The sequence below is a fragment of the Rhizobium sp. BK008 genome, assembly GCF_014197345.1.
Classification (GTDB): domain Bacteria; phylum Pseudomonadota; class Alphaproteobacteria; order Rhizobiales; family Rhizobiaceae; genus Rhizobium; species Rhizobium anhuiense.
This window is the reverse complement of record NZ_JACIFK010000008.1, coordinates 310,304-328,698: the sequence shown is the minus strand read 5'-3', so window position 1 is coordinate 328,698 and position 18,395 is coordinate 310,304. Positions and strand designations below refer to the sequence as shown.

At 62.4% G+C, this 18,395-nt stretch carries 14 protein-coding genes; 12 read left to right on the top strand and 2 right to left on the bottom strand.

The window, feature by feature from the left end:
* Positions 1–25 precede the first annotated feature (25 nt).
* Together FHT69_RS27545 and FHT69_RS27540 are read left to right on the top strand one after the other, a co-directional pair.
* Positions 26–3,172, top strand: coding sequence for an efflux RND transporter permease subunit (locus tag FHT69_RS27545; protein ID WP_047616212.1), 3,147 nt, complete (start codon positions 26–28; stop codon positions 3,170–3,172).
* A 234-nt stretch (positions 3,173–3,406) separates the two neighbouring features.
* Positions 3,407–5,317, top strand: a complete 1,911-nt coding sequence (locus tag FHT69_RS27540; RefSeq protein WP_168332552.1) for a beta-N-acetylhexosaminidase — start codon at positions 3,407–3,409, stop codon at positions 5,315–5,317.
* A 14-nt stretch (positions 5,318–5,331) separates the two neighbouring features.
* Here the strand turns inward: FHT69_RS27540 and FHT69_RS27535 are convergent, their stop codons facing one another.
* Positions 5,332–6,243 (bottom strand): ROK family protein, encoded by a 912-nt coding sequence (locus FHT69_RS27535; RefSeq protein ID WP_063475271.1) that lies wholly within the window; start codon positions 6,241–6,243, stop codon positions 5,332–5,334.
* 345 nt (positions 6,244–6,588) lie between these two features.
* On the opposite strand from FHT69_RS27535, the gene FHT69_RS27530 reads away from it, so the two are divergent.
* From FHT69_RS27530 to FHT69_RS27490, 9 genes are all read left to right on the top strand, one after another.
* Positions 6,589–7,158 carry an exopolysaccharide biosynthesis protein gene (locus FHT69_RS27530; protein WP_244604804.1) on the top strand — a complete coding sequence of 190 codons (570 nt, stop codon included), beginning with the start codon at positions 6,589–6,591 and terminating at the stop codon, positions 7,156–7,158.
* Between the two features lie 194 nt (positions 7,159–7,352).
* The gene (locus tag FHT69_RS27525; protein ID WP_047616217.1) at positions 7,353–8,306 is read left to right on the top strand and encodes a sugar-binding transcriptional regulator; all 954 of its coding nucleotides are present in this window, start codon (positions 7,353–7,355) and stop codon (positions 8,304–8,306) included.
* A gap of 145 nt (positions 8,307–8,451) precedes the next feature.
* A complete protein-coding gene (locus FHT69_RS27520) occupies positions 8,452–9,762 on the top strand; it encodes a sugar ABC transporter substrate-binding protein (protein WP_183906217.1) in 1,311 nt (436 codons plus the stop codon).
* 139 nt (positions 9,763–9,901) lie between these two features.
* Positions 9,902–10,774: a carbohydrate ABC transporter permease gene (locus FHT69_RS27515; protein WP_047616221.1), complete on the top strand. Its 873-nt coding sequence runs from the start codon at positions 9,902–9,904 to the stop codon at positions 10,772–10,774.
* 1 nt (position 10,775) lies between these two features.
* The gene (locus tag FHT69_RS27510) at positions 10,776–11,606 is read left to right on the top strand and encodes a carbohydrate ABC transporter permease (protein ID WP_018483649.1); all 831 of its coding nucleotides are present in this window, start codon (positions 10,776–10,778) and stop codon (positions 11,604–11,606) included.
* A 17-nt stretch (positions 11,607–11,623) separates the two neighbouring features.
* On the top strand, positions 11,624–12,622 hold the full coding sequence (locus FHT69_RS27505) for an ABC transporter ATP-binding protein (RefSeq protein ID WP_047616223.1): 999 nt from the start codon (positions 11,624–11,626) through the stop codon (positions 12,620–12,622).
* Positions 12,623–12,701: 79 nt separating this feature from the next.
* Positions 12,702–14,183, top strand: coding sequence for a mannitol dehydrogenase family protein (locus FHT69_RS27500; protein WP_097595192.1), 1,482 nt, complete (start codon positions 12,702–12,704; stop codon positions 14,181–14,183).
* A gap of 98 nt (positions 14,184–14,281) precedes the next feature.
* Positions 14,282–14,971 (top strand): HAD family hydrolase, encoded by a 690-nt coding sequence (locus FHT69_RS27495; protein WP_047616227.1) that lies wholly within the window; start codon positions 14,282–14,284, stop codon positions 14,969–14,971.
* The gene (locus FHT69_RS27490; RefSeq protein WP_183906216.1) at positions 14,971–16,554 is read left to right on the top strand and encodes an FGGY-family carbohydrate kinase; all 1,584 of its coding nucleotides are present in this window, start codon (positions 14,971–14,973) and stop codon (positions 16,552–16,554) included. The genes FHT69_RS27495 and FHT69_RS27490 overlap by 1 nt, the downstream gene beginning before the upstream one ends.
* 34 nt (positions 16,555–16,588) lie before the next feature.
* Here the strand turns inward: FHT69_RS27490 and FHT69_RS27485 are convergent, their stop codons facing one another.
* Entirely contained in the window at positions 16,589–17,443 is an 855-nt protein-coding gene (locus FHT69_RS27485; protein WP_047616230.1) for a MurR/RpiR family transcriptional regulator, read from the bottom strand.
* 233 nt (positions 17,444–17,676) lie between these two features.
* On the opposite strand from FHT69_RS27485, the gene FHT69_RS27480 reads away from it, so the two are divergent.
* The gene (locus FHT69_RS27480) at positions 17,677–18,393 is read left to right on the top strand and encodes a sulfate transporter family protein (protein WP_183906215.1); all 717 of its coding nucleotides are present in this window, start codon (positions 17,677–17,679) and stop codon (positions 18,391–18,393) included.
* The last annotated feature ends 2 nt before the right edge of the window (positions 18,394–18,395 follow it).

Here is an 18,395-nt window from a genome sequence, read left to right as displayed (position 1 = left end):
GGGCCATAGGATAGGGAATAAGACCATGGACGCCACCACCACCGAGAAGCGGCCCTTCAACCTGTCGCGCTGGGCAATCGGACATCCGAGCATCGCCCGTTTCCTCTTCGGGCTGATCATCATCACCGGCGTGCTCGGGCTGATGCGCATGGGCCAGCGCGAGGATCCCGAATTCACCTTCCGCGTCATGGTCGTTCAGGCGATCTGGCCGGGCGCTTCCATACAGGAGATGGAAGATCAGGTCGTCAACAAGATCGAGCGCAAGCTGCAGGAAACTCCGCATATCGACTGGGTCAAGTCCTATACGCGGGCGGGCAGTGCGATCATCACCCTGCAGGTCAAGGGCGATACGAATTCGAAGGATGTGGCGGACGCTTTCTACCAGGTGCGCAAGAAGGTCGGCGACATCTCCAGCGAGCTGCCGCAGGGCCTGCTCGGCCCCTATTTCAACGACGAGTTCGGCGACACGTTCATCACACTGCATTCGATCAGCGGCGACGGCTATTCCTATCCGGAACTGAAGAAATTCGCGATCCAGGCGCGCGACATGCTGCTGACGACGCCGGGCGTCGAGAAGGCCGTGATCATCGGCGACCAGCCTGAGAAGATCTATATCGACGTCTCGTCCAAGGCGCTCGCCGAGCGCGGCCTGACGATCCTCGATCTGCAGAATGCCATCAAGGGCCAGAACAATGTCGATCCGGCCGGCTCCGTCGATACCGGCTTGCGCTCGGTGCGCATATCCGTCGAAGGCGACGTGAAGAAGGCGACCGATATTCGCGAGCTGCGCCTTCGCGCCGGCGGCCAGGTGACGCGGCTTGGCGATATCGCCACCGTCAGTTCCGGGCTCGAAGATCCCTATCAGCGCAAGTACCGTTTCAACGGCCACGAGAGCGTTCAGGTCGGCGTCGTCATGGCCAAGGGCTTCAACGTCACCGATGTCGGCAAGGATGTGGAGGCGACCTATCAGCGCTTCGAGGAGGCGCTGCCTTATGGCGTCTCGGTCGATCAGATCGCCAACCAGCCCGACGTGGTGACGGACGCGATCAGCGAATTCATGCATGCGCTCGGCGAAGCCCTCGTCATCGTGCTGGTTGTCTCGTTCCTGTCGATCGGCTGGCGTTCGGGCCTCGTCATCGCCATCGCCATTCCTCTGGTGCTCGCAGCCACCTTCGCGCTGATGTACGAACTCGGCATCGACCTGCAGCGCATCTCGCTCGGCGCGCTGATCATCGCGCTCGGCCTGCTCGTCGACGATGCGATGATCGTCGTCGAGATGATGGAGCGAAAGCTGGAGGAGGGGCTCGTCAAGATCGAAGCGGCGAGCTTCGCCTATTCCTCGACCGCCTTCCCGATGCTGACGGGTACGCTGATCACCACGGCCGGCTTCATCCCCGTCGGCTTTGCCGCATCGACGGCCGGCGAATATGTGCGGTCGCTGTTCTATGTGGTCGGTATCGCGCTGGTGACCTCGTGGTTCGTCGCGGTCTACTTCACGCCGTGGCTCGGCTATATGATCCTCAAGCAGCGCCATCACGCCGGCGAGCATCACGATGCCTTCGACACCGGCTTCTATCGCCGGCTGCGCGGCACGGTCGGCTGGGCGGTGCGCCACCGGGTCATCGTGCTGCTTCTGACGCTCGGCACCTTCGTCACCAGCCTCTGGGCCTTCCAGTTCATCCCGCAGAATTTCTTCCCGCAGTCCTCGCGGCCGGAAATCCTCGTCGATCTCTGGCTGCCCGAGGGCACCAGCATCAAGGAAGTCGAGGTGCAGGCAAAGGCGCTCGAAGCCAAGATGATGGACGACCCCGACAAGAAGTTCATCGCCACCTATATCGGCGAAGGCGCGCCGCGTTTCTTCCTGCCGCTCGACCAGCAGCTGCGCAATCCGAACTTCGCCCAGTTGCTCGTCATGGCCAATGACGAACCGGCGCGCGAGCGGCTGATCACCAAGCTGCGGACGATCCTTGCGGAAGACTTCCCCGACATTCGCGGCAAGGTCGACCGCCTCTTCCTCGGCCCACCGACTGGCTGGCCCGTGCAAATGCGCGTCATGGGGCCGGACCGCGGGGAAGTCAGGGCGATCGCCGATCAGGTGAAGGCGCGTTTCCAGGCCAATCCGATGCTCGGCGCCATCCATGACGATTGGCTGGAGCAGGTGCCGGCGATGAAGTTGGTGATCGACCAGGATCGCGCCCGGGCACTCGGCGTCACTTCGCAGCGCGTTCGCCAGATGTTGCAGACTGCCATGTCGGGTGCGGCGCTCGATGATTTCCGCGACGGCGAGGAGACGGTCTCGATCGTCGCCCGCGAGCCGGATGCCAGCCGTTCGCTGCTGTCGGCGGTCAACTCTGTCTATGTGCCGACGGACTTCGGCGGCTTCGTGCCGGTCTCGCAGGTCGCCAAGGTCGTGCCGGTCATGGAGCAGGGCATCGAATGGCGGCGCGACCGCCTGCCGACGATCACCGTGCGTGCGACGCTGCCCGACGATGTGCAGCCGAACGATGTGGTGATGAAGATGTATGCCGACATGAAGGACCTGCGCGACAGCCTGCCGGCCGGCTATAAAGTCGAGATCCAGGGCGGCGCCGAGGATGCGGCGGAAAGCCAGATGTCGATCGCCGCCAAGGCGCCGATCATGCTCGCCGTCATCATCGTGCTGCTGATGATACAGCTGCAGCATTTCGGCAAGGCGATGCTGGTGCTCGCCACCGGGCCGCTCGGCATTATCGGTGCGGCGGCGGCACTGCTGATCAGCGGTGCGCCCTTCGGCTTCGTGGCGATCCTCGGGGTCATCGCGCTGCTCGGCATCATCATGCGCAACTCGATCATCCTGGTTGACCAGATTGACCAGGATATCAAAGCCGGCATGCACCGGCAGGAGGCGATCGTCGGCGCGGCCGTGCGGCGTTTCCGGCCGATCATGCTGACGGCGCTGACCGCCGTGCTGGCGCTTATCCCGATCTCGCGCGGCGTCTTCTGGGGTCCGCTCGCCTACGCGATGATGGGCGGCATCCTGGTTGCCACAGTGCTCACCATTCTGGTTCTGCCCGCCGGTTACGCCCTTTTCTTCGGCCGGGAGCCGAAGGCGAAGGACGAGCCAGGCCAGCATGCCGACGCCATCCAGGAAGAGGCGGATGACAGGCATCCGCCGGCGTTGGCAGCAGAGTGAGGACGGCGCGGCGAAAGCCGCGCCGTTTTCCTTGCAGGCCCGCAGATCCCGACCAAGATGCACCGCTGTTGAACCCGTAGAGCCTGGTTGGAAGGCTTTGAACGGTTTTCATGCTGCAGCCCGCCCTGAACCTGCGCGCCGATTCCATTGCCGCCTCGAAAAAGCTAAGCTGGGAAAGCACGCCGGGAGTCCAGTCGCGATCCCGGTCATTCATCGACGGGGCAGGGCACGACCATGGCCGATTACCATCTGGAAGCAAGCTGGAGCCCGATCGAGGGCAGCTTTGGGCGCTTGACCTTCACGCTGTTCAATCTTTCGGCCGAGCCGCTCTCCGGCTTCTCGCTGGCCTACACCTCGGAAACGCGCGTTGCCGACAAACATGTCTGCGATGGCGGCAGCCTCAAACGGCAGCTCGCGCATTTCCACGAATTCCTACCGAGCGACGGCCTGAGCGTGGCGCCCGGGGGGCGCTGGCGGTTCACCGTCGAGGGCCTGACCAGAGAGCCGAAACATGTGACATCAGGTATCAAATCGGCCTATCTGACACTTGGCGACGGGCGCCATGTTCCCGTCGGTTTCGGCGATCTCATGCTCGAAGGCCGGGAAGGCGGCGTGGCGCCGCCGCTTCTGCCGCCGGGTCGGGCCGAGGAGCCCTATGCGCTGCTGCCCTGGCCGCTGGCTCTCGGGCTGAAGGCAGGAGAGCTGCCCGTCGTCCTTTATTCGGCCGAGCGGACGCGGCCCGATGCGGTCAAGGCGCTCGCCCTGGTTCTGGAACTCTACCAGCGGCTCTATCCGGCCGACAACGTCCCGTTCTCCCTCAGTGCCGTCAAAGGCGGACGGGCCATTCGTTTCGTCACCGAATCCTCGATCGCCGCCTTTGCCTATGAATTGCGTTTCACCGCGCATGAGATCGTTCTGTCGAGTGCCGATGCCGCTGGGCGGCAATACGGGCTGATCAGCCTGGCGCAGCTGCTGCATGGCGGCCGCGCCGATCGTGAGAGCTTCAAATTCCCCAATTTCGGCACGATCGCCGACCAGCCGCGTTATGACTGGCGCGGTTGTCATCTCGACGTGTCCAGGCAGTTTTATCCGGTGGCCGATATCATGCGGCTGATCGATATTCTCGCCTGGAACAAGCTCAACATCTTCCACTGGCATCTGACCGACGACGAAGCCTGGCGGCTGGAGATCAAGGCCTATCCCGCACTGACGGAGATCGGCGCGCGGCGCGGGCCTGATGAAGTGCTCATGCCGCAGCTCGGCGACGGGGCGGAACCGCGCTCCGGCCATTACACCCAGGACGATGTCAGGCGGATCGTTGCGCATGCGGCCTCTCTGCACATCGACGTGGTGCCGGAAATCGATATTCCCGGCCACAGCAGCGCGACGCTGCTGTCGTTACCCGCGCTTGTCGACGGGCAGGAGGCGCCGGACAGCTACCGCTCGGTGCAGGGTTATCCCAACAATGCCCTCAATCCGGCTGTCGAATTCACCTATGAATTCCTCGGCAAGGTGTTCGACGAGATGGTGGCGCTGTTTCCCAGCGAATATCTTCATATCGGCGGCGACGAAGTGGCGCAGGGCTCCTGGCTTTCCTCGCCGCTCTGCAAGGCATTGATGGAGCGGGAGAAACTTGCCGGCACCGCCGAGCTGCAATCCTATTTCCTGAAACGTATCAAAGCCATGCTGTCGGAGCGCGGCAGGAAGCTCGCCGGCTGGAACGAGGTCTCGCATGGCGGCGGCGTCGAGCGCGACGGCACGCTGCTGATGGCCTGGGAAAAGCCTGCCGTCGGCATCGAGCTGGCACAGGAAGGCTACGACGTGGTGATGACGCCGGGCCAGGCCTATTATCTCGACATGGCGCAGGCCGAAGCCTGGGCCGAACCCGGCGCGGGCTGGGCGGGGTTCAGCCCGCCGGAACACACCTATGCTTATGAGGCCGAGGGCGAGCTGCCGGAGGCGCTGCAGCAGAAGATGCGCGGCATCCAGGCCTGCATTTGGACCGAGAACTTCCTGTCCCGCGCCTATTTCAACCGGCTGGCTTTTCCGCGCCTTCCGGCCGTTGCCGAGGCTGCCTGGACGCCTTTGGCGCGCAAGGACTGGGATCGGTTCGCAGCGATCGTGCGGATGTGGCCGGTGCTTTAGGGAGTCCTCTGGATTTAGGCCGCCTCGGCCTTCAACCCCAGCAGGGCTGCGCCGATCAGGCCGGGCTCGATGCGGCATTCGCTGCGCACCACCAGCGGGCGCTCGAACTTGCGCAGGATGCGGGCGCGCACGGCGTGGTCGAGTTCAGCCAGCAGCGGCTCGACATTGGAAAGCCCGCCGCCGACCGGGACGATGGTCGCGCCGGTGATGTTGATCGTTAGCGCCAAGGGCGAGGCGACGAGATCGACATAGACGTCGATCGTGCGTGTCGCCTTCTCCTCGCCCTGGCGCCACTGGGCGATGATCTCCTCACTGGAAAGGTCGAGATTGTGCAGCGTCTGATGCAGCCGCTCCAGGCCGCGAGCGCCGCCGACGGTGTCGACGCAGCCCTTCTGGCCGCAGCCGCAGGCATAGGCGGGAATGGCGACGGGTGGATTGCCTGCTGCGGATGCGATGATCGGCCCGTGACCCCATTCGCCGGCAAAACCGCCGGCCTCATTGACGAGGCGTCCGTCGGCAACCAAGCCGCCGCCGACGCCGGTGCCGAGGATGGCGCCGAAGACGATGCGGTGGCCGCGGCCGGCGCCGAGGCCGGCTTCGGCCATGGCGAAACAGTCGGCGTCGTTGGCAATCAGCACCGGAAGGCCGAGCTCGGTTTCGAGGTCGGCCGCGAGCGTGCGGCCGTGAATGCAGGGAATGTTGGCGCAGATCAGGCGCTGGGTATCGGGATCGACGACGCCGGCGATGGAAAGCGCGATGCGGCTCGGCCGTTCGCCGGTTTCAGCGATAATGTCGCGCAGGGTCTCGACGAAAGCGGCGAAATCATCCTTCGGCGTCGGGCGGCGGCCGAGGGGAACGATGTCTGTCTCGGAGCGGGCGATGCCCCCTTTGATGGCGGTGCCGCCGATGTCGAATGAAATGATCATTGCACTCTGCCGTTTCTCTGGTCTCCGCGTCTGCTTGCATTGTTGGCGGGGAATTTCAAGCGCTCATTCGGCGGCGGTGTTGGCTGCTTCAGGGGCGTGCCGTGTGGCACCCCGCTGTTCTGTCGGATATCTCGCCCACGGGTGGGGCGATTGGATAGCCGGGATCGGCTCCGATCGCAGCTACAATTTCTAACCCGCAAGTCATTCAATTGGCATATTGCATCGCCAGAATCCGGCCCTACACTTTCATCAACCGCCGGATCCACGATCATCGATACGAGAGAAAACAGTACCATCCGAAGACCACGTCCCAAAGGCCGCCGCCTCTCATCCATTTTACGGCAGATGGCCGCCGACCAGAGCCGTGAGCGGATCTCGATCGGTGATCTATTCGACACGATGGGCGACAGGGCGATCAGCGCGTTGATGCTGATCTTCGCGCTGCCGAACGCCTTTCCCACGCCGCCCGGCACTTCGGCCGTGCTCGGCGCGCCATTGGTCTTCCTGGCCGCGCAATTGACCTTCGGGCTGAAACCCTGGCTGCCGAGGGTGATTGCCGACCGTTCGATGCGGCGGGAGGATTTCGAGAATATCGTCGGCCGCATTCACCGCTGGCTCGCCTGGGCCGAGCGCATGCTGAAGCCGAGGCTTGCGATCTTTGCCGAGCCGCCGGCGGAATATCTCGCCGGGGCCGCATGTCTGCTGCTGTCGATCGTGCTGCTGCTGCCGGTCCCGCTCGGCAACATCCTGCCGGCGATCACGATCTCGGTCTTCGCTTTCGGCATATTGGGCCGTGACGGTCTCTTCGCGCTCATCGGCTTCGTGATGACGGCCGTGTCGCTCGTCATCGCCGGCGGGGTGATCTACGGGCTGGTGAAGGCGGCGATCTATCTCGTCGTGCAATGGTTCGCCTGAGTGGGGTTTGGCTAAGTGCGGGTTGCCTAAGCGGGGTTGCATGAGCGGAGTTTGCATCGGTGATAGCGGTTATTTGGCGGGGCTCTTTGCAACAGGCTCGACATTTGCCGGAATTTTGTTTTGATCTGGCGCGATACAAATTCAAATCATGTTCGGCGGCGGCACGCCGGCTCACTTTGCGCGGTAGGCATTAAATGGCAAAAAGATCAGAGACCCCTGCACGGCTCGACGATGCGGCTCGGGCTGGCTGGCTCTATTACGTCGCCGGGCGCACGCAGGATGAAATCGCCGCTGCGATGGGCATCTCGCGCCAATCGGCGCAGCGGCTGGTGTCGCTGGCGGTCGCCGAGCGCCTGATCAAGGTGCGGCTCGATCATCCGATCGCCGCCTGCCTGGAACTCGGCAGTCAGTTGCGCCGGAAATTCGGGCTGAAACATGTTGAGGTGGTGCCGAGTGATCCCGCGTCGTCATCGACGACGGTCGGTATCGCCGAGGCGGCGGCCGCCGAGATCGAGCGGTGGCTGAAACGGCCGGAGCCAATCGTCCTCGCCATCGGCACCGGCCGCACGCTGAAAGCGGCCGTCGACCAACTGCCGGCGATCGAATGTCCGAATCACCGCATCGTTTCGCTGACCGGCAATATCGCCCCGGACGGGTCGGCGGCCTATTACAACGTCATCTTCAGCATGGCCGATGCGGTGAAGGCGCGGCACTATCCGATGCCGTTGCCGGTGCTCGTCACCTCGGCGGAGGAACGGGAGCTGCTGCACGGCCAGCAACTGGTGCGTTCGACGCTCGACATGAGTGCGCAAGCCGATGTTACCTTCGTCGGCATCGGCGAACTCGGCATCGACGGGCCGCTCTGCGTCGACGGTTTTCTCGAGAAGGACGAGATGATGGAGCTGATGCGCGGCGGCGCGGTCGGCGAGATCTGCGGCTGGATCTTCGATGTCGACGGCAGGTTGCTCGACAACCCGATCAACGAGCGCGTCGCGTCGGCGCCGATCCCGTCCCGCGACGCGTCGATCGTCATTGGACTGGCCAAGGGCAAGCGCAAATTCAAGGCGATCAGGGCTGCCATTGTCGGCCATCAAATCAATGCTCTGATCACCGATGAAGAAACTGCTGAGTTTTTGCTCAGGAATTGAGCAAAAAATATTCTAGTTAAATCAATGAGATGACTATCGCCTTCGGCATCGCAGCAACGATTGCCGATTGACATTCTTTGTTGATTGTTGAGTAATTGCCCATGAGCAAAGCGAATGCTCACACTCCATCTTCTGGGAGGAAGATATGACATTGAGAACTTTTCTGCTGGGCGCCTGCTCAGCACTGGCGTTTGCCGGCATGGCTTCGGCCGAGACGCTGACAATCGCGACCGTGAACAACGGCGACATGATCCGGATGCAGAAGCTGACGGATGATTTCAAGGCGAAGAATCCCGGCATCGACCTTGAATGGGTAACCCTCGAAGAAAACGTGCTGCGCCAGAAGGTCACGACCGACATCGCGACCAAGGGCGGCCAGTACGACGTCTTGACGATCGGCACCTATGAAGTTCCGATCTGGGCAAAGCAGGGCTGGCTGGTGCCGCTCGACAATCTCGGCGCCAACTATGACGTCGACGACCTGCTGCCGGCCATCCGCAGCGGCTTGACCCTGGACGGCAAGCTCTATGCGGCGCCGTTCTACGGCGAAAGCTCGATGGTCATGTACCGCAAGGACCTGTTCGACGCCGCCGGCCTGAAGATGCCCGACGCCCCGACCTGGGACTTCATTGCCGACGCTGCCCGCAAGATCACCAACAAGGACAAGGAAGTCTACGGCATCTGCCTTCGCGGCAAGGCCGGCTGGGGCGAGAACATGGCCTTCCTGACGGCCATGTCCAACTCCTTCGGCGCTCGTTGGTTCGATGAAAGCTGGAAGCCGCAGTTCGATCAGCCCGAGTGGAAGGACACGCTCGACTTCTATGTCAAGCTGATGAAGGATGCCGGCCCTCCGGGCGCCTCCTCCAACGGCTTCAACGAGAACCTGGCGCTGTTCCAGACCGGCAAGTGCGGCATGTGGATCGATGCGACCGTTGCTGCATCCTTCGTCAGCAACCCGAAGGAATCGACCGTCGCCGACAAGGTCGGCTTCGCGCTCGCTCCGGATAAGGGCCTCGGCAAGCGCGGCAACTGGCTGTGGGCCTGGAGCCTCGCCATCCCGGCAGGTTCGCAGAAGGCCGAAGCGGCCGAGAAGTTCGTCGCCTGGGCCACGAGCAAGGATTACACCAACCTCGTTGCCGAAAAGGAAGGCTGGCTGAATGCACCTCCTGGCACCCGCAGCTCGCTCTATGCGAATGCGGAGTATCAGAAGGCGGCCCCCTTCGCCAAGACGACGCTCGACTCGATCAACTCGGCCGACCCAAGCAAGCCGACTGTCAAGCCGGTCCCCTATGTCGGCGTCCAGTTCGTGGCGATCCCGGAATTCCAGGGCATCGGCACGGCGGTCGGTCAGCAGTTCTCGGCAGCCCTTGCCGGCCAGATTTCGGTCGACCAGGCCCTGCAGAGCGCACAGCAGCTCGCCACCCGCGAAATGACCAAGGCCGGCTACATTAAATAAAAGCCTCCCGAGCAAGAGGCGGATCCTTGACAATCCGCCTCTCTGGGCCGCCGATTGCCCGAACTGCATCGGCGGCCTCTTTTTTCAGACAAAGCTGCCTTGCGGCCGCTCCCCGCTTCAGTCCAGATCGGTGATTGCCATGGCGACCTTACATACCCGCTCCGCTGCGCGCCTGATGATTGCGCCCTCCGTGCTGCTGCTCTTTGCGTGGATGATCGTCCCGCTGGCGATGACGATCTATTTCTCGCTGCTGAACTACAATCTGCTCAGCCCCGGCATGGAAAGCTTCGTCGGTTTTCTGAACTACGAATATTTCCTGTCCGACCCGGCCTTTATCGCGGCGCTGATCAACACGCTGCTGCTCGTCGCCGGCGTGCTGTTGATCACCGTCATTGGCGGCATCGCCTTTGCACTGCTGCTCGACCAGCCGATGTACGGCCAGGGCATCGTGCGGATCCTGGTGATCGCGCCGTTCTTCGTCATGCCGACGGTGGCAGCCCTGGTCTGGAAGAACATGTTCATGAACCCGGTCAACGGGTTGTTTGCCCATCTTGCCAAGGCGCTCGGCCTGCAGCCGATCGACTGGCTGGCCAATGTGCCGCTGTTTTCCGTCATTCTCATCGTCGCCTGGCAATGGCTGCCCTTTGCCACCCTCATCATGCTGACGGCGCTGCAGTCGCTCGATGAGGAGCAGAAGGAGGCGGCCGAGATGGACGGCGCCGGGCCGATCTCGAAATTCATCTACATCATCCTGCCGCATATGGCGCGCGCCATCACCGTGGTGATCCTGATCCAGACGATCTTCCTGCTTTCGGTCTTCGCCGAAATCCTCGTCACCACCAATGGCGGGCCGGGTACCGACAGCACCAACCTCACCTATCTCGTCTACGCCCAGGCGCTGCTGCAGTTCGATATCGGTGGCGCATCGGCCGGCGGCATCGTGGCTGTTATCCTCGCCAATATCGTTGCGATCTTCCTCGTGCGCCTCGTCGGCAAGAATCTGGAGGCTTGAGATGGCCAGAAAAGTCACAACGAAGCGCAAGCTCATCGTCACCGCAATCGCCTGGACGCTCGGCATCCTGATCTTCTTCCCGATTCTGTGGACCTTTCTCACCAGCTTCAAGTCGGAAGCCGACGCCATCGCCTCGCCGCCGCAGTTCCTGTTTTTCCATTGGACGACGGAAAACTATGCCGAGGTGCAGAGCCGGTCGAACTATCTCAGCCACTTCATGAACTCGGTGATCATCTCCTTCGGCTCGACGCTGATCGGCCTGATCATCGCCATTCCGGCCGCCTGGGCCATGGCGTTTTCGCCGACCAAGCGGACCAAGGACGTGCTGATGTGGATGCTGTCGACCAAGATGATGCCGCCGGTCGGCGCACTGATCCCGATCTATCTGATGTTCCGCAATTCAGGTCTGCTTGACACGCGCACCGGCCTGGTGATCGTGCTGACGCTGATCAACCTGCCGATCATTGTCTGGATGCTCTACACCTATTTCAAGGAAATCCCCGGCGAGATCCTCGAAGCGGCGCGCATGGACGGGGCATCGCTGATGAAGGAGATCGTCTACGTGCTGACGCCGATGGCGGTGCCCGGCATTGCCTCGACGCTGCTTTTGAACATCATCCTGGCCTGGAACGAGGCGTTCTGGACGCTCAACCTCACCGCTTCGAAGGCGGCGCCGCTGACGGCCTTCATCGCCTCCTATTCCAGCCCCGAGGGCTTGTTCTATGCCAAGCTGTCGGCGGCATCGACGATGGCGATCGCGCCGATCCTGATCCTTGGCTGGTTCAGCCAGAAACAACTCGTCCGCGGCCTGACCTTCGGCGCTGTGAAATAAGATAAAGGGAGAGAAACATGGGCAGCATTACCCTTCAGAAGGTTTCGAAGGTCTTCGGCGAAGCCAAGGTCATCCCGTCGATCGATCTCGACATCAAGGACGGCGAGTTCGTCGTCTTCGTCGGCCCGTCGGGCTGCGGCAAGTCCACCTTGCTTAGGCTGATTGCCGGGCTCGAGGACGTCTCCGGCGGCAAGATCGTCATCGACGGCAGGGACGCCACCGAAAAGGCGCCCTCGGAGCGCGGCCTGGCCATGGTGTTCCAATCCTATGCGCTCTATCCGCATATGAGCGTGCGCAACAACATCGCCTTCCCACTGAAGATGGCGGGTGTCGACAAGGCGGAGATCGACCGCAAGGTGACGGATGCCGCCCGGGTGCTGAACCTGACCGACTATCTCGAACGCAAACCGCGCCAGCTGTCCGGCGGCCAGCGCCAGCGCGTGGCGATCGGCCGCGCCATCGTGCGCCAGCCTTCGGCCTTCCTGTTCGACGAACCGCTGTCGAACCTCGATGCGGCACTGCGCGTCAACATGCGCCTCGAAATCAGCGAGTTGCACCAGCAGCTGAAGACGACGATGGTCTACGTCACCCACGACCAGGTCGAGGCGATGACCATGGCCGACAAGATCGTCGTGTTGAACAGGGGCAATATCGAGCAGGTCGGCTCGCCGCTCGAGCTCTATAGCCGCCCGCGCAACCTGTTCGTCGCCGGCTTCATCGGCTCGCCGAAGATGAATTTCATCAAGGGCCAGAATGCGGCCCAGCTCGGAGCCCATACGATCGGTATCCGTCCCGAGCATGTGCTGCTGTCGATGGAGAGCGGCGACTGGAAGGGCAGGGTCGTGGTCGCCGAACATCTCGGCTCCGACACTTTCCTGCATATCGATGCCGAGGGCATCGGCATGGTGACGGCGCGCGGCAGCGGCGATTTCGCGGCCAAGGCGGGCGATACGGTCTATCTGACGCCGGACCGTTCACGCATCCATAAATTCAACGAGGGCGGCCTTGCCATCTGAGCAGGCGGCCGGGGGGCAGGCATGCGAGCCGGACGATGACGCCCGGCCGTCTCGGCAAGACCTTCAAGAGGACTGAAACATGACGTGCAAATTATCGCTGGCAACGCTTTCGGATGTGGCCCGCACGGCGGCTATCCCTGGATATGACAGGGCATCGCTGAAAGCCGGCATCGTGCACTTCGGCGTCGGTAATTTCCACCGCGCCCACCAGGCGATCTATCTCGACGATCTCTTCAATGCAGGCACGGATCACGATTGGGCGATCGTCGGCGCCGGCGTGCTGCCGTCGGATGCCGCCATGCGCGAAAAACTTGCGGCGCAGGATTTCCTGACGACGGTGGTCGAGCAGGACAACAACAAGACGGCGGCGCGCGTTACTGCGCCGATGATCGACATCCTGCCGGTCGGCGATGCGAGCGCCATCATCGCCAGGCTCGCCGATCCCGAGATCCGGATCGTCTCGCTGACGATCACCGAGGGCGGCTATTTCATCGACGCATCGGGCAGGTTCAATCCGGCTCATCCGGCGATCGCTGCCGACGGACAGAATCCCGATGCGCCGAAGACGGTGTTCGGCCTGATCGTCGCCGGCCTGAAGGCGCGCAAGGCCAGGGGCATCGGACCGTTCACCGTCATGTCCTGCGACAACATTCCCCACAACGGCGTTGTCACCGCCAATGCCGTCGTCGGCACGGCCGCACTTTCAGACCCTGCCCTTGCCGACTGGATCAGGGCGAATGTCGCCTTCCCGAACGCCATGGTCGATCGCATCACGCCGGCGACCAGCCAGCGTGAGGTCGATTTCCTCCGCGACAATTTTGGGATCGAGGACAATTGGCCGGTTTATTGCGAGGAATTCAAGCAATGGGTGCTGGAGGATAAGTTCACTGCCGGCCGGCCGGCGCTGGAAAAGGTCGGGGTGACCTTCGTTCCCGATGTCACGCCCTACGAGCATATGAAGATCCGCATCCTCAACGGCGGGCATGCCGCGATCGCTTATCCGGCGGCGCTGATGGATATTCATTTCGTTCACGATTCCATGGAAGAGCCGCTGATCCGCGCCTTCCTCGCCAAGCTCGAAAAAGATGAGATCATCCCGATCGTCCCGCCGGTGCCGAACACGTCGCTGACGGATTATTTCGCCCTGATCGAGCACCGCCTGCTCAATCCGAAGATTGCCGACACCATTCCGAGACTGGCGCAGGACGGCTCGAACCGCCAGCCGAAATTCATCCTGCCGTCGACGCTCGACAATCTGCATCAGGGCAGGGACGTCGTCGGCCTGGCGCTGGTTTCAGCACTCTGGTGCCGTTATTTCGCCGGCAAGACCGACAGTGGCAAGGATATCGTCTTCAACGACGCCAGTGCCGATCGCCTGCATGCGGCGGCGCTGAAAGCCAAGGACGATCCGTCAGCCTTCCTCGCCTTCGACGATATTTTTGGCGAAGTGGCAAAATCCGAACTTTTCCGCAAGCGTTTCGCCCATGCACTCAAAACCCTGTGGGAAAAGGGCACGCGGGAGACGCTGCAACTCTATCTCGACGGCAAGCTCGCAGTGTAAGGGAATGGGATGGCGGCACGCTGTTGTCACCATCCATCCGGCCTTGCGAGCAAAGCGGGACGGTCATGCGTCCGAATTGAACTCAGGTTGGGTCTTCCATGGCTGATGCTGAAACACGGCTGGTCATCTTCGATTGCGATGGCGTGCTTGTCGACAGCGAGCCGATTTCGATCAGCGTGCTCGTCGGCGCCATGAACGATCTCGGCGTCTCGATCACCGAGGACCAGGCCTATGAGCGGTTTCTCGGCCGTAGCCTGTCGACCCTCATCGATACGCTCGAAACCGAATTCAACGTCCATGCCGGCGAGGAATTCCTCGAGCGCATCCGCACCGATCTCTATGCCCGTTTCCGCACCGAGTTGAAGCCGATAGAGGGTGTCGCCGCGACGATCGACGGACTTGGCGTGCCCTGTTGCGTTGCCTCGTCCAGCCAGATGGAGCGAATCCGCCTGTCGCTGTCGGTGACCGGACTTCTGGGCAAGCTGCCCGACATCTTCAGCGCGACGATGGTCAAGCGCGGCAAACCGGCGCCCGATCTTTTCCTGCATGCGGCGCGTGAAATGCGGGTCGAGCCGGCACATTGCCTTGTCGTCGAGGACAGCCCGGCCGGTATTGCTGCCGCCAAGGCGGCGGGCATGACGGTCTTCGCCTTCACCGGTGGGTCCCACGCCAATTTCGCCGGATACCGCGCCGAACTCGATCGTCTTTCGCCTGAGGTGGTGTTTGACGCCATGCCGGATTTGATACACCTTGTCCGCAACCATAAGCTGGACGGGACCAAGATTTGATGCGTGATCATGTGGTTGCGGTGGATATCGGCACGGGCAGCGCGCGCGCCGGCGTCTTCGACGCACGCGGCCGCCTGCTCGCCAAATCCGAACATCCGATCGTGATGAACCGGCCGCGTGAAAACCATGCCGAGCACGATTCCGAAGATATCTGGTCGGCCGCCTGCACGGCAGTGCGCAGGGCGATGGAGCAATCCGGCATCGCCGCCGCGTCGGTTGGAGCGATCGGCTTCGACGCCACCTGTTCGCTGGTCGTCCGCGACGTCGAGGGACGTCAGCTCAGCGTTTCCACCGGCGGCGAGCGGCGTTTCGACACGATCGTCTGGCTCGATCACCGGGCGCTGAAGGAAGCCGATTTCTGCACGGCGACGGAGCACAGGGTGCTCGAACATTCCGGGCATGTGATGTCGCCCGAGATGGAAATGCCGAAGCTGATGTGGTTGAAGAAGAACCTGCCGGCCACCTGGGAAAAGTCCGGCTACTTCTTCGATCTCGCCGATTTCATGACGTGGAAATCGACCGGTTCGCCTGCCCGTTCACGCTGCACGCTGACGGCGAAATGGAATTATCTCGCCCATCTCGAAAAGGGCTGGCAGCAGGATTTCCTGGAGCGGATCGGCCTCGAGGACCTTCATGAGCGCGGCCATCTGCCGGACGAGACCACGCCTGTCGGAGACAGTGTCGGGCAGTTGACACCGGAAGCGGCGGAAGCGCTGGGGCTGACGACGGATTGCCATGTCGCTGCCGGGATGATCGACGCTTATGCGGGTGCACTGGGCGCGCTCGGCGGCTATGCCGCCGATCCTGTAAAACGCGAGCAACAGCTGGCGCTGATTGCCGGAACGTCGAGCTGCATCGTTACCTTCTCCCGGGAACGCAAGCCGAGCCATGGCATGTGGGGACCCTATTACGAGGCGGTCTTCCCGCAATCCTGGCTGGTGGAGGCCGGGCAATCGGCGACCGGCGCGCTGCTCGACCACATCGTGCGTATGCATGCGGCCGGCGGCGAGCCGACGGCGGCGCTGCATCAGAGGATCGTCGCGCGCATCGCCGAATTGAGGGCCGAGGAGGGCGATGCCTTCGGTGCGCGGATTTTCGTGCTGCCGGATTTCCATGGCAACCGCTCGCCGCTCGCCGATCCGCATGCCGTCGGCGTCGTCAGCGGGCTGACGCTCGATACGTCCTTCGACGGGCTCTGCGCGCTCTATTGGCGGTCTGCGGTGGGGATTGCCCTCGGCATCCGCCATATCCTGGAAATGATGAAGGAATATGGCTACATGCCCGATACGCTGCATATTGCCGGCGGGCATGTGAAGAACCCGGTGCTGATGGAGCTTTACAGCGATGCGACCGGCTGCAAGGTCGTGGTGCCGAAAATGAACGAGGCGGTGCTGCTCGGCACGGCGGTCGCCGCATCCGTCGCCTGCGGTTTGTACAAGGATCTGGCGGCGGCCGGCGAGGCGATGTATCCAGGTGGCGACGAACGGCTTCCCGACAAGGCGAAACAGGCGCTCTACGACCGCGACTACCGCCGTCTTCTCGCCATGCACCGCCATCGCGCCGAACTGGAAACGATGCTATAGGGCGCCGCTCGTCTTTTGAGACGCGCTAAGGACCTCAGTGGTTTGCGGCCTCGCCGAGCACGGTCGCGAATTCCATCATGCGGCGACGGCGAAGGGCCGCTTCTTCTCCGACTTCGAGGATAACGGATTCCGACAGGCAATCGAGCAGCGCGATCAGCGGCGGAAGGTTGTCGAGATCGGGCGCGCGCGCTGGCGGCAAGGGCAGCATGACGTTCGACTGGTCCGCCATCCAGTCCGCCTGTTGCGGCGAAATGAGCACGACCTTATAGCCGTAACGCCGCGCCGTCCTGGCCAGCAGTCGCGCCTTGGCGAAGCGGCGACAGTCGATAATGACAAGCAGCGCGTCATCGACCGCCAGCCGGGCGAAGAGCTCGGCAAAACGGTTGTCGGCGGCGTCGAGCGTGCGCACGCCGTCGCGGGCCTGTGTCAGCCGCTGGCAGAAATGATTGGCGAGGCTCGCGAGCCGCGCATGCGTGGCGATTGATACTTCTCGGGCCGTGCTGATCAAGCCGACGGCTTCTGACCAATGCGGCTGCGCCGTCAGATGATAGATATGATGGAGCGCCTGGATCTGTTCGGCAACCAGCACGGCGAGCGGTTTGCCCTCCGCGGCGTCCTGATGCAGCTCGCTCATGGCGCTCTGCAATTGCGCCGGCGACGTGGTCACGGTCTCGCGAATCTCGACCTTGACGCTGTCCAACCCTTGATAGCCGAGCGCGCGCAGGAACCGGCCGACGGTCATCGGCGAGAGATCCAACCTGTCAGCGACGGATGCAGCTGTCTCGAACGGCAGGTCATTCAGGTGTTCGGTGAAATATTTCGCGATACGGCGTTCGGCTGGTGTGCCGTTTTTTGCGTATTGCCTGAGTTTTTGCACAAAGTCTTCCACATCGGCCTCCCCGTCTTCCCTCAGAGGCGTTCCGTGGATGCGCTGTTGCGACCCCTTGTCTTTGCAACTATTTCGGAAGCTGCTTCTCAGGCCCGTGCGTATTTCATATACGTCACAATATTATATTAGTATTTAGTTTTCGACAAGTTTTCTATTACTGCATGTAATTTTATTCTCTTGTCGGCGACCCCCACCTTTCCTACATCTTGCGCGCAACCGGAGACGCCTGAGACATGATTCTTGACGCCGCTCGACTATCGCTCACCAATCTCTTCGCGGCGGAAACGCGCTCGGTCTTCTGGAAGGTGCTCGGCCTGACGATTCTCGTGCTCGTCGGCCTCTGGTTTGCGCTGCGCGGGGCCTTCGTGGCCTTTCTCTTTCCATGGCTCACGAGCTTCTTTCCCGATGTGCCGGATTGGGCGGGGTGGTTCGCTTTCGTCTTCGCGATCCTTGCCGGTATCGGCCTCGCCCTGATGCTGGCGCTGTTGCTTTCGCCGGTCACGGCGCTGATCGCCGGCCTGTTTCTCGACGATGTCGCCGACGTCATCGAAAAACGCGACTATCCCGGGGATGCGCCGGGCACCGCCATGCCGCTCGGTCCGGCGATGGCAAGCTCGATCAAGTTCCTCGGCGTGGTGATCCTCGGCAATATCGTCGCCTTGCTGCTGCTGTTCATCCCCGGGGTCAATCTGGTCGCGTTCTTTCTGGTGAACGGCTATCTGCTCGGACGGGAATTCTTCGAATTCGCCGCCATGCGATTCCGTTCGCCTGAGGAGGCACGGCTCTTCCGCGCCAAGCATGCTTCCACCGTCTTTCTCGGCGGGCTGGTGATCGCCCTTTTCCTGGCGATCCCCTTCGTCAATCTTCTGACGCCGCTCTTTGCCGCCGGCATGATGGTGCATCTGCACAAGCTGGTTTCCGCCAGGGATGTCGCGTTGCACCACCCCTGAGG

Bases quoted from the DNA above. Each gene is read 5' to 3' on its own strand.
- FHT69_RS27525 (WP_047616217.1), top strand. From the start codon at position 7,353: ATGGCAAAAAGATCAGAGACCCCTGCACGGCTCGACGATGCGGCTCGG.
- FHT69_RS27480 (WP_183906215.1), top strand. From the start codon at position 17,677: ATGATTCTTGACGCCGCTCGACTATCGCTCACCAATCTCTTCGCGGCG.
- FHT69_RS27495 (WP_047616227.1), top strand. From the start codon at position 14,282: ATGGCTGATGCTGAAACACGGCTGGTCATCTTCGATTGCGATGGCGTG.
- FHT69_RS27530 (WP_244604804.1), top strand. From the start codon at position 6,589: ATGGCCGCCGACCAGAGCCGTGAGCGGATCTCGATCGGTGATCTATTC.
- FHT69_RS27545 (WP_047616212.1), top strand. From the start codon at position 26: ATGGACGCCACCACCACCGAGAAGCGGCCCTTCAACCTGTCGCGCTGG.
- FHT69_RS27535 (WP_063475271.1), bottom strand. From the start codon at position 6,243: ATGATCATTTCATTCGACATCGGCGGCACCGCCATCAAAGGGGGCATC.
- FHT69_RS27510 (WP_018483649.1), top strand. From the start codon at position 10,776: ATGGCCAGAAAAGTCACAACGAAGCGCAAGCTCATCGTCACCGCAATC.
- FHT69_RS27505 (WP_047616223.1), top strand. From the start codon at position 11,624: ATGGGCAGCATTACCCTTCAGAAGGTTTCGAAGGTCTTCGGCGAAGCC.
- FHT69_RS27515 (WP_047616221.1), top strand. From the start codon at position 9,902: ATGGCGACCTTACATACCCGCTCCGCTGCGCGCCTGATGATTGCGCCC.
- FHT69_RS27520 (WP_183906217.1), top strand. From the start codon at position 8,452: ATGACATTGAGAACTTTTCTGCTGGGCGCCTGCTCAGCACTGGCGTTT.
- FHT69_RS27490 (WP_183906216.1), top strand. From the start codon at position 14,971: ATGCGTGATCATGTGGTTGCGGTGGATATCGGCACGGGCAGCGCGCGC.
- FHT69_RS27500 (WP_097595192.1), top strand. From the start codon at position 12,702: ATGACGTGCAAATTATCGCTGGCAACGCTTTCGGATGTGGCCCGCACG.
- FHT69_RS27540 (WP_168332552.1), top strand. From the start codon at position 3,407: ATGGCCGATTACCATCTGGAAGCAAGCTGGAGCCCGATCGAGGGCAGC.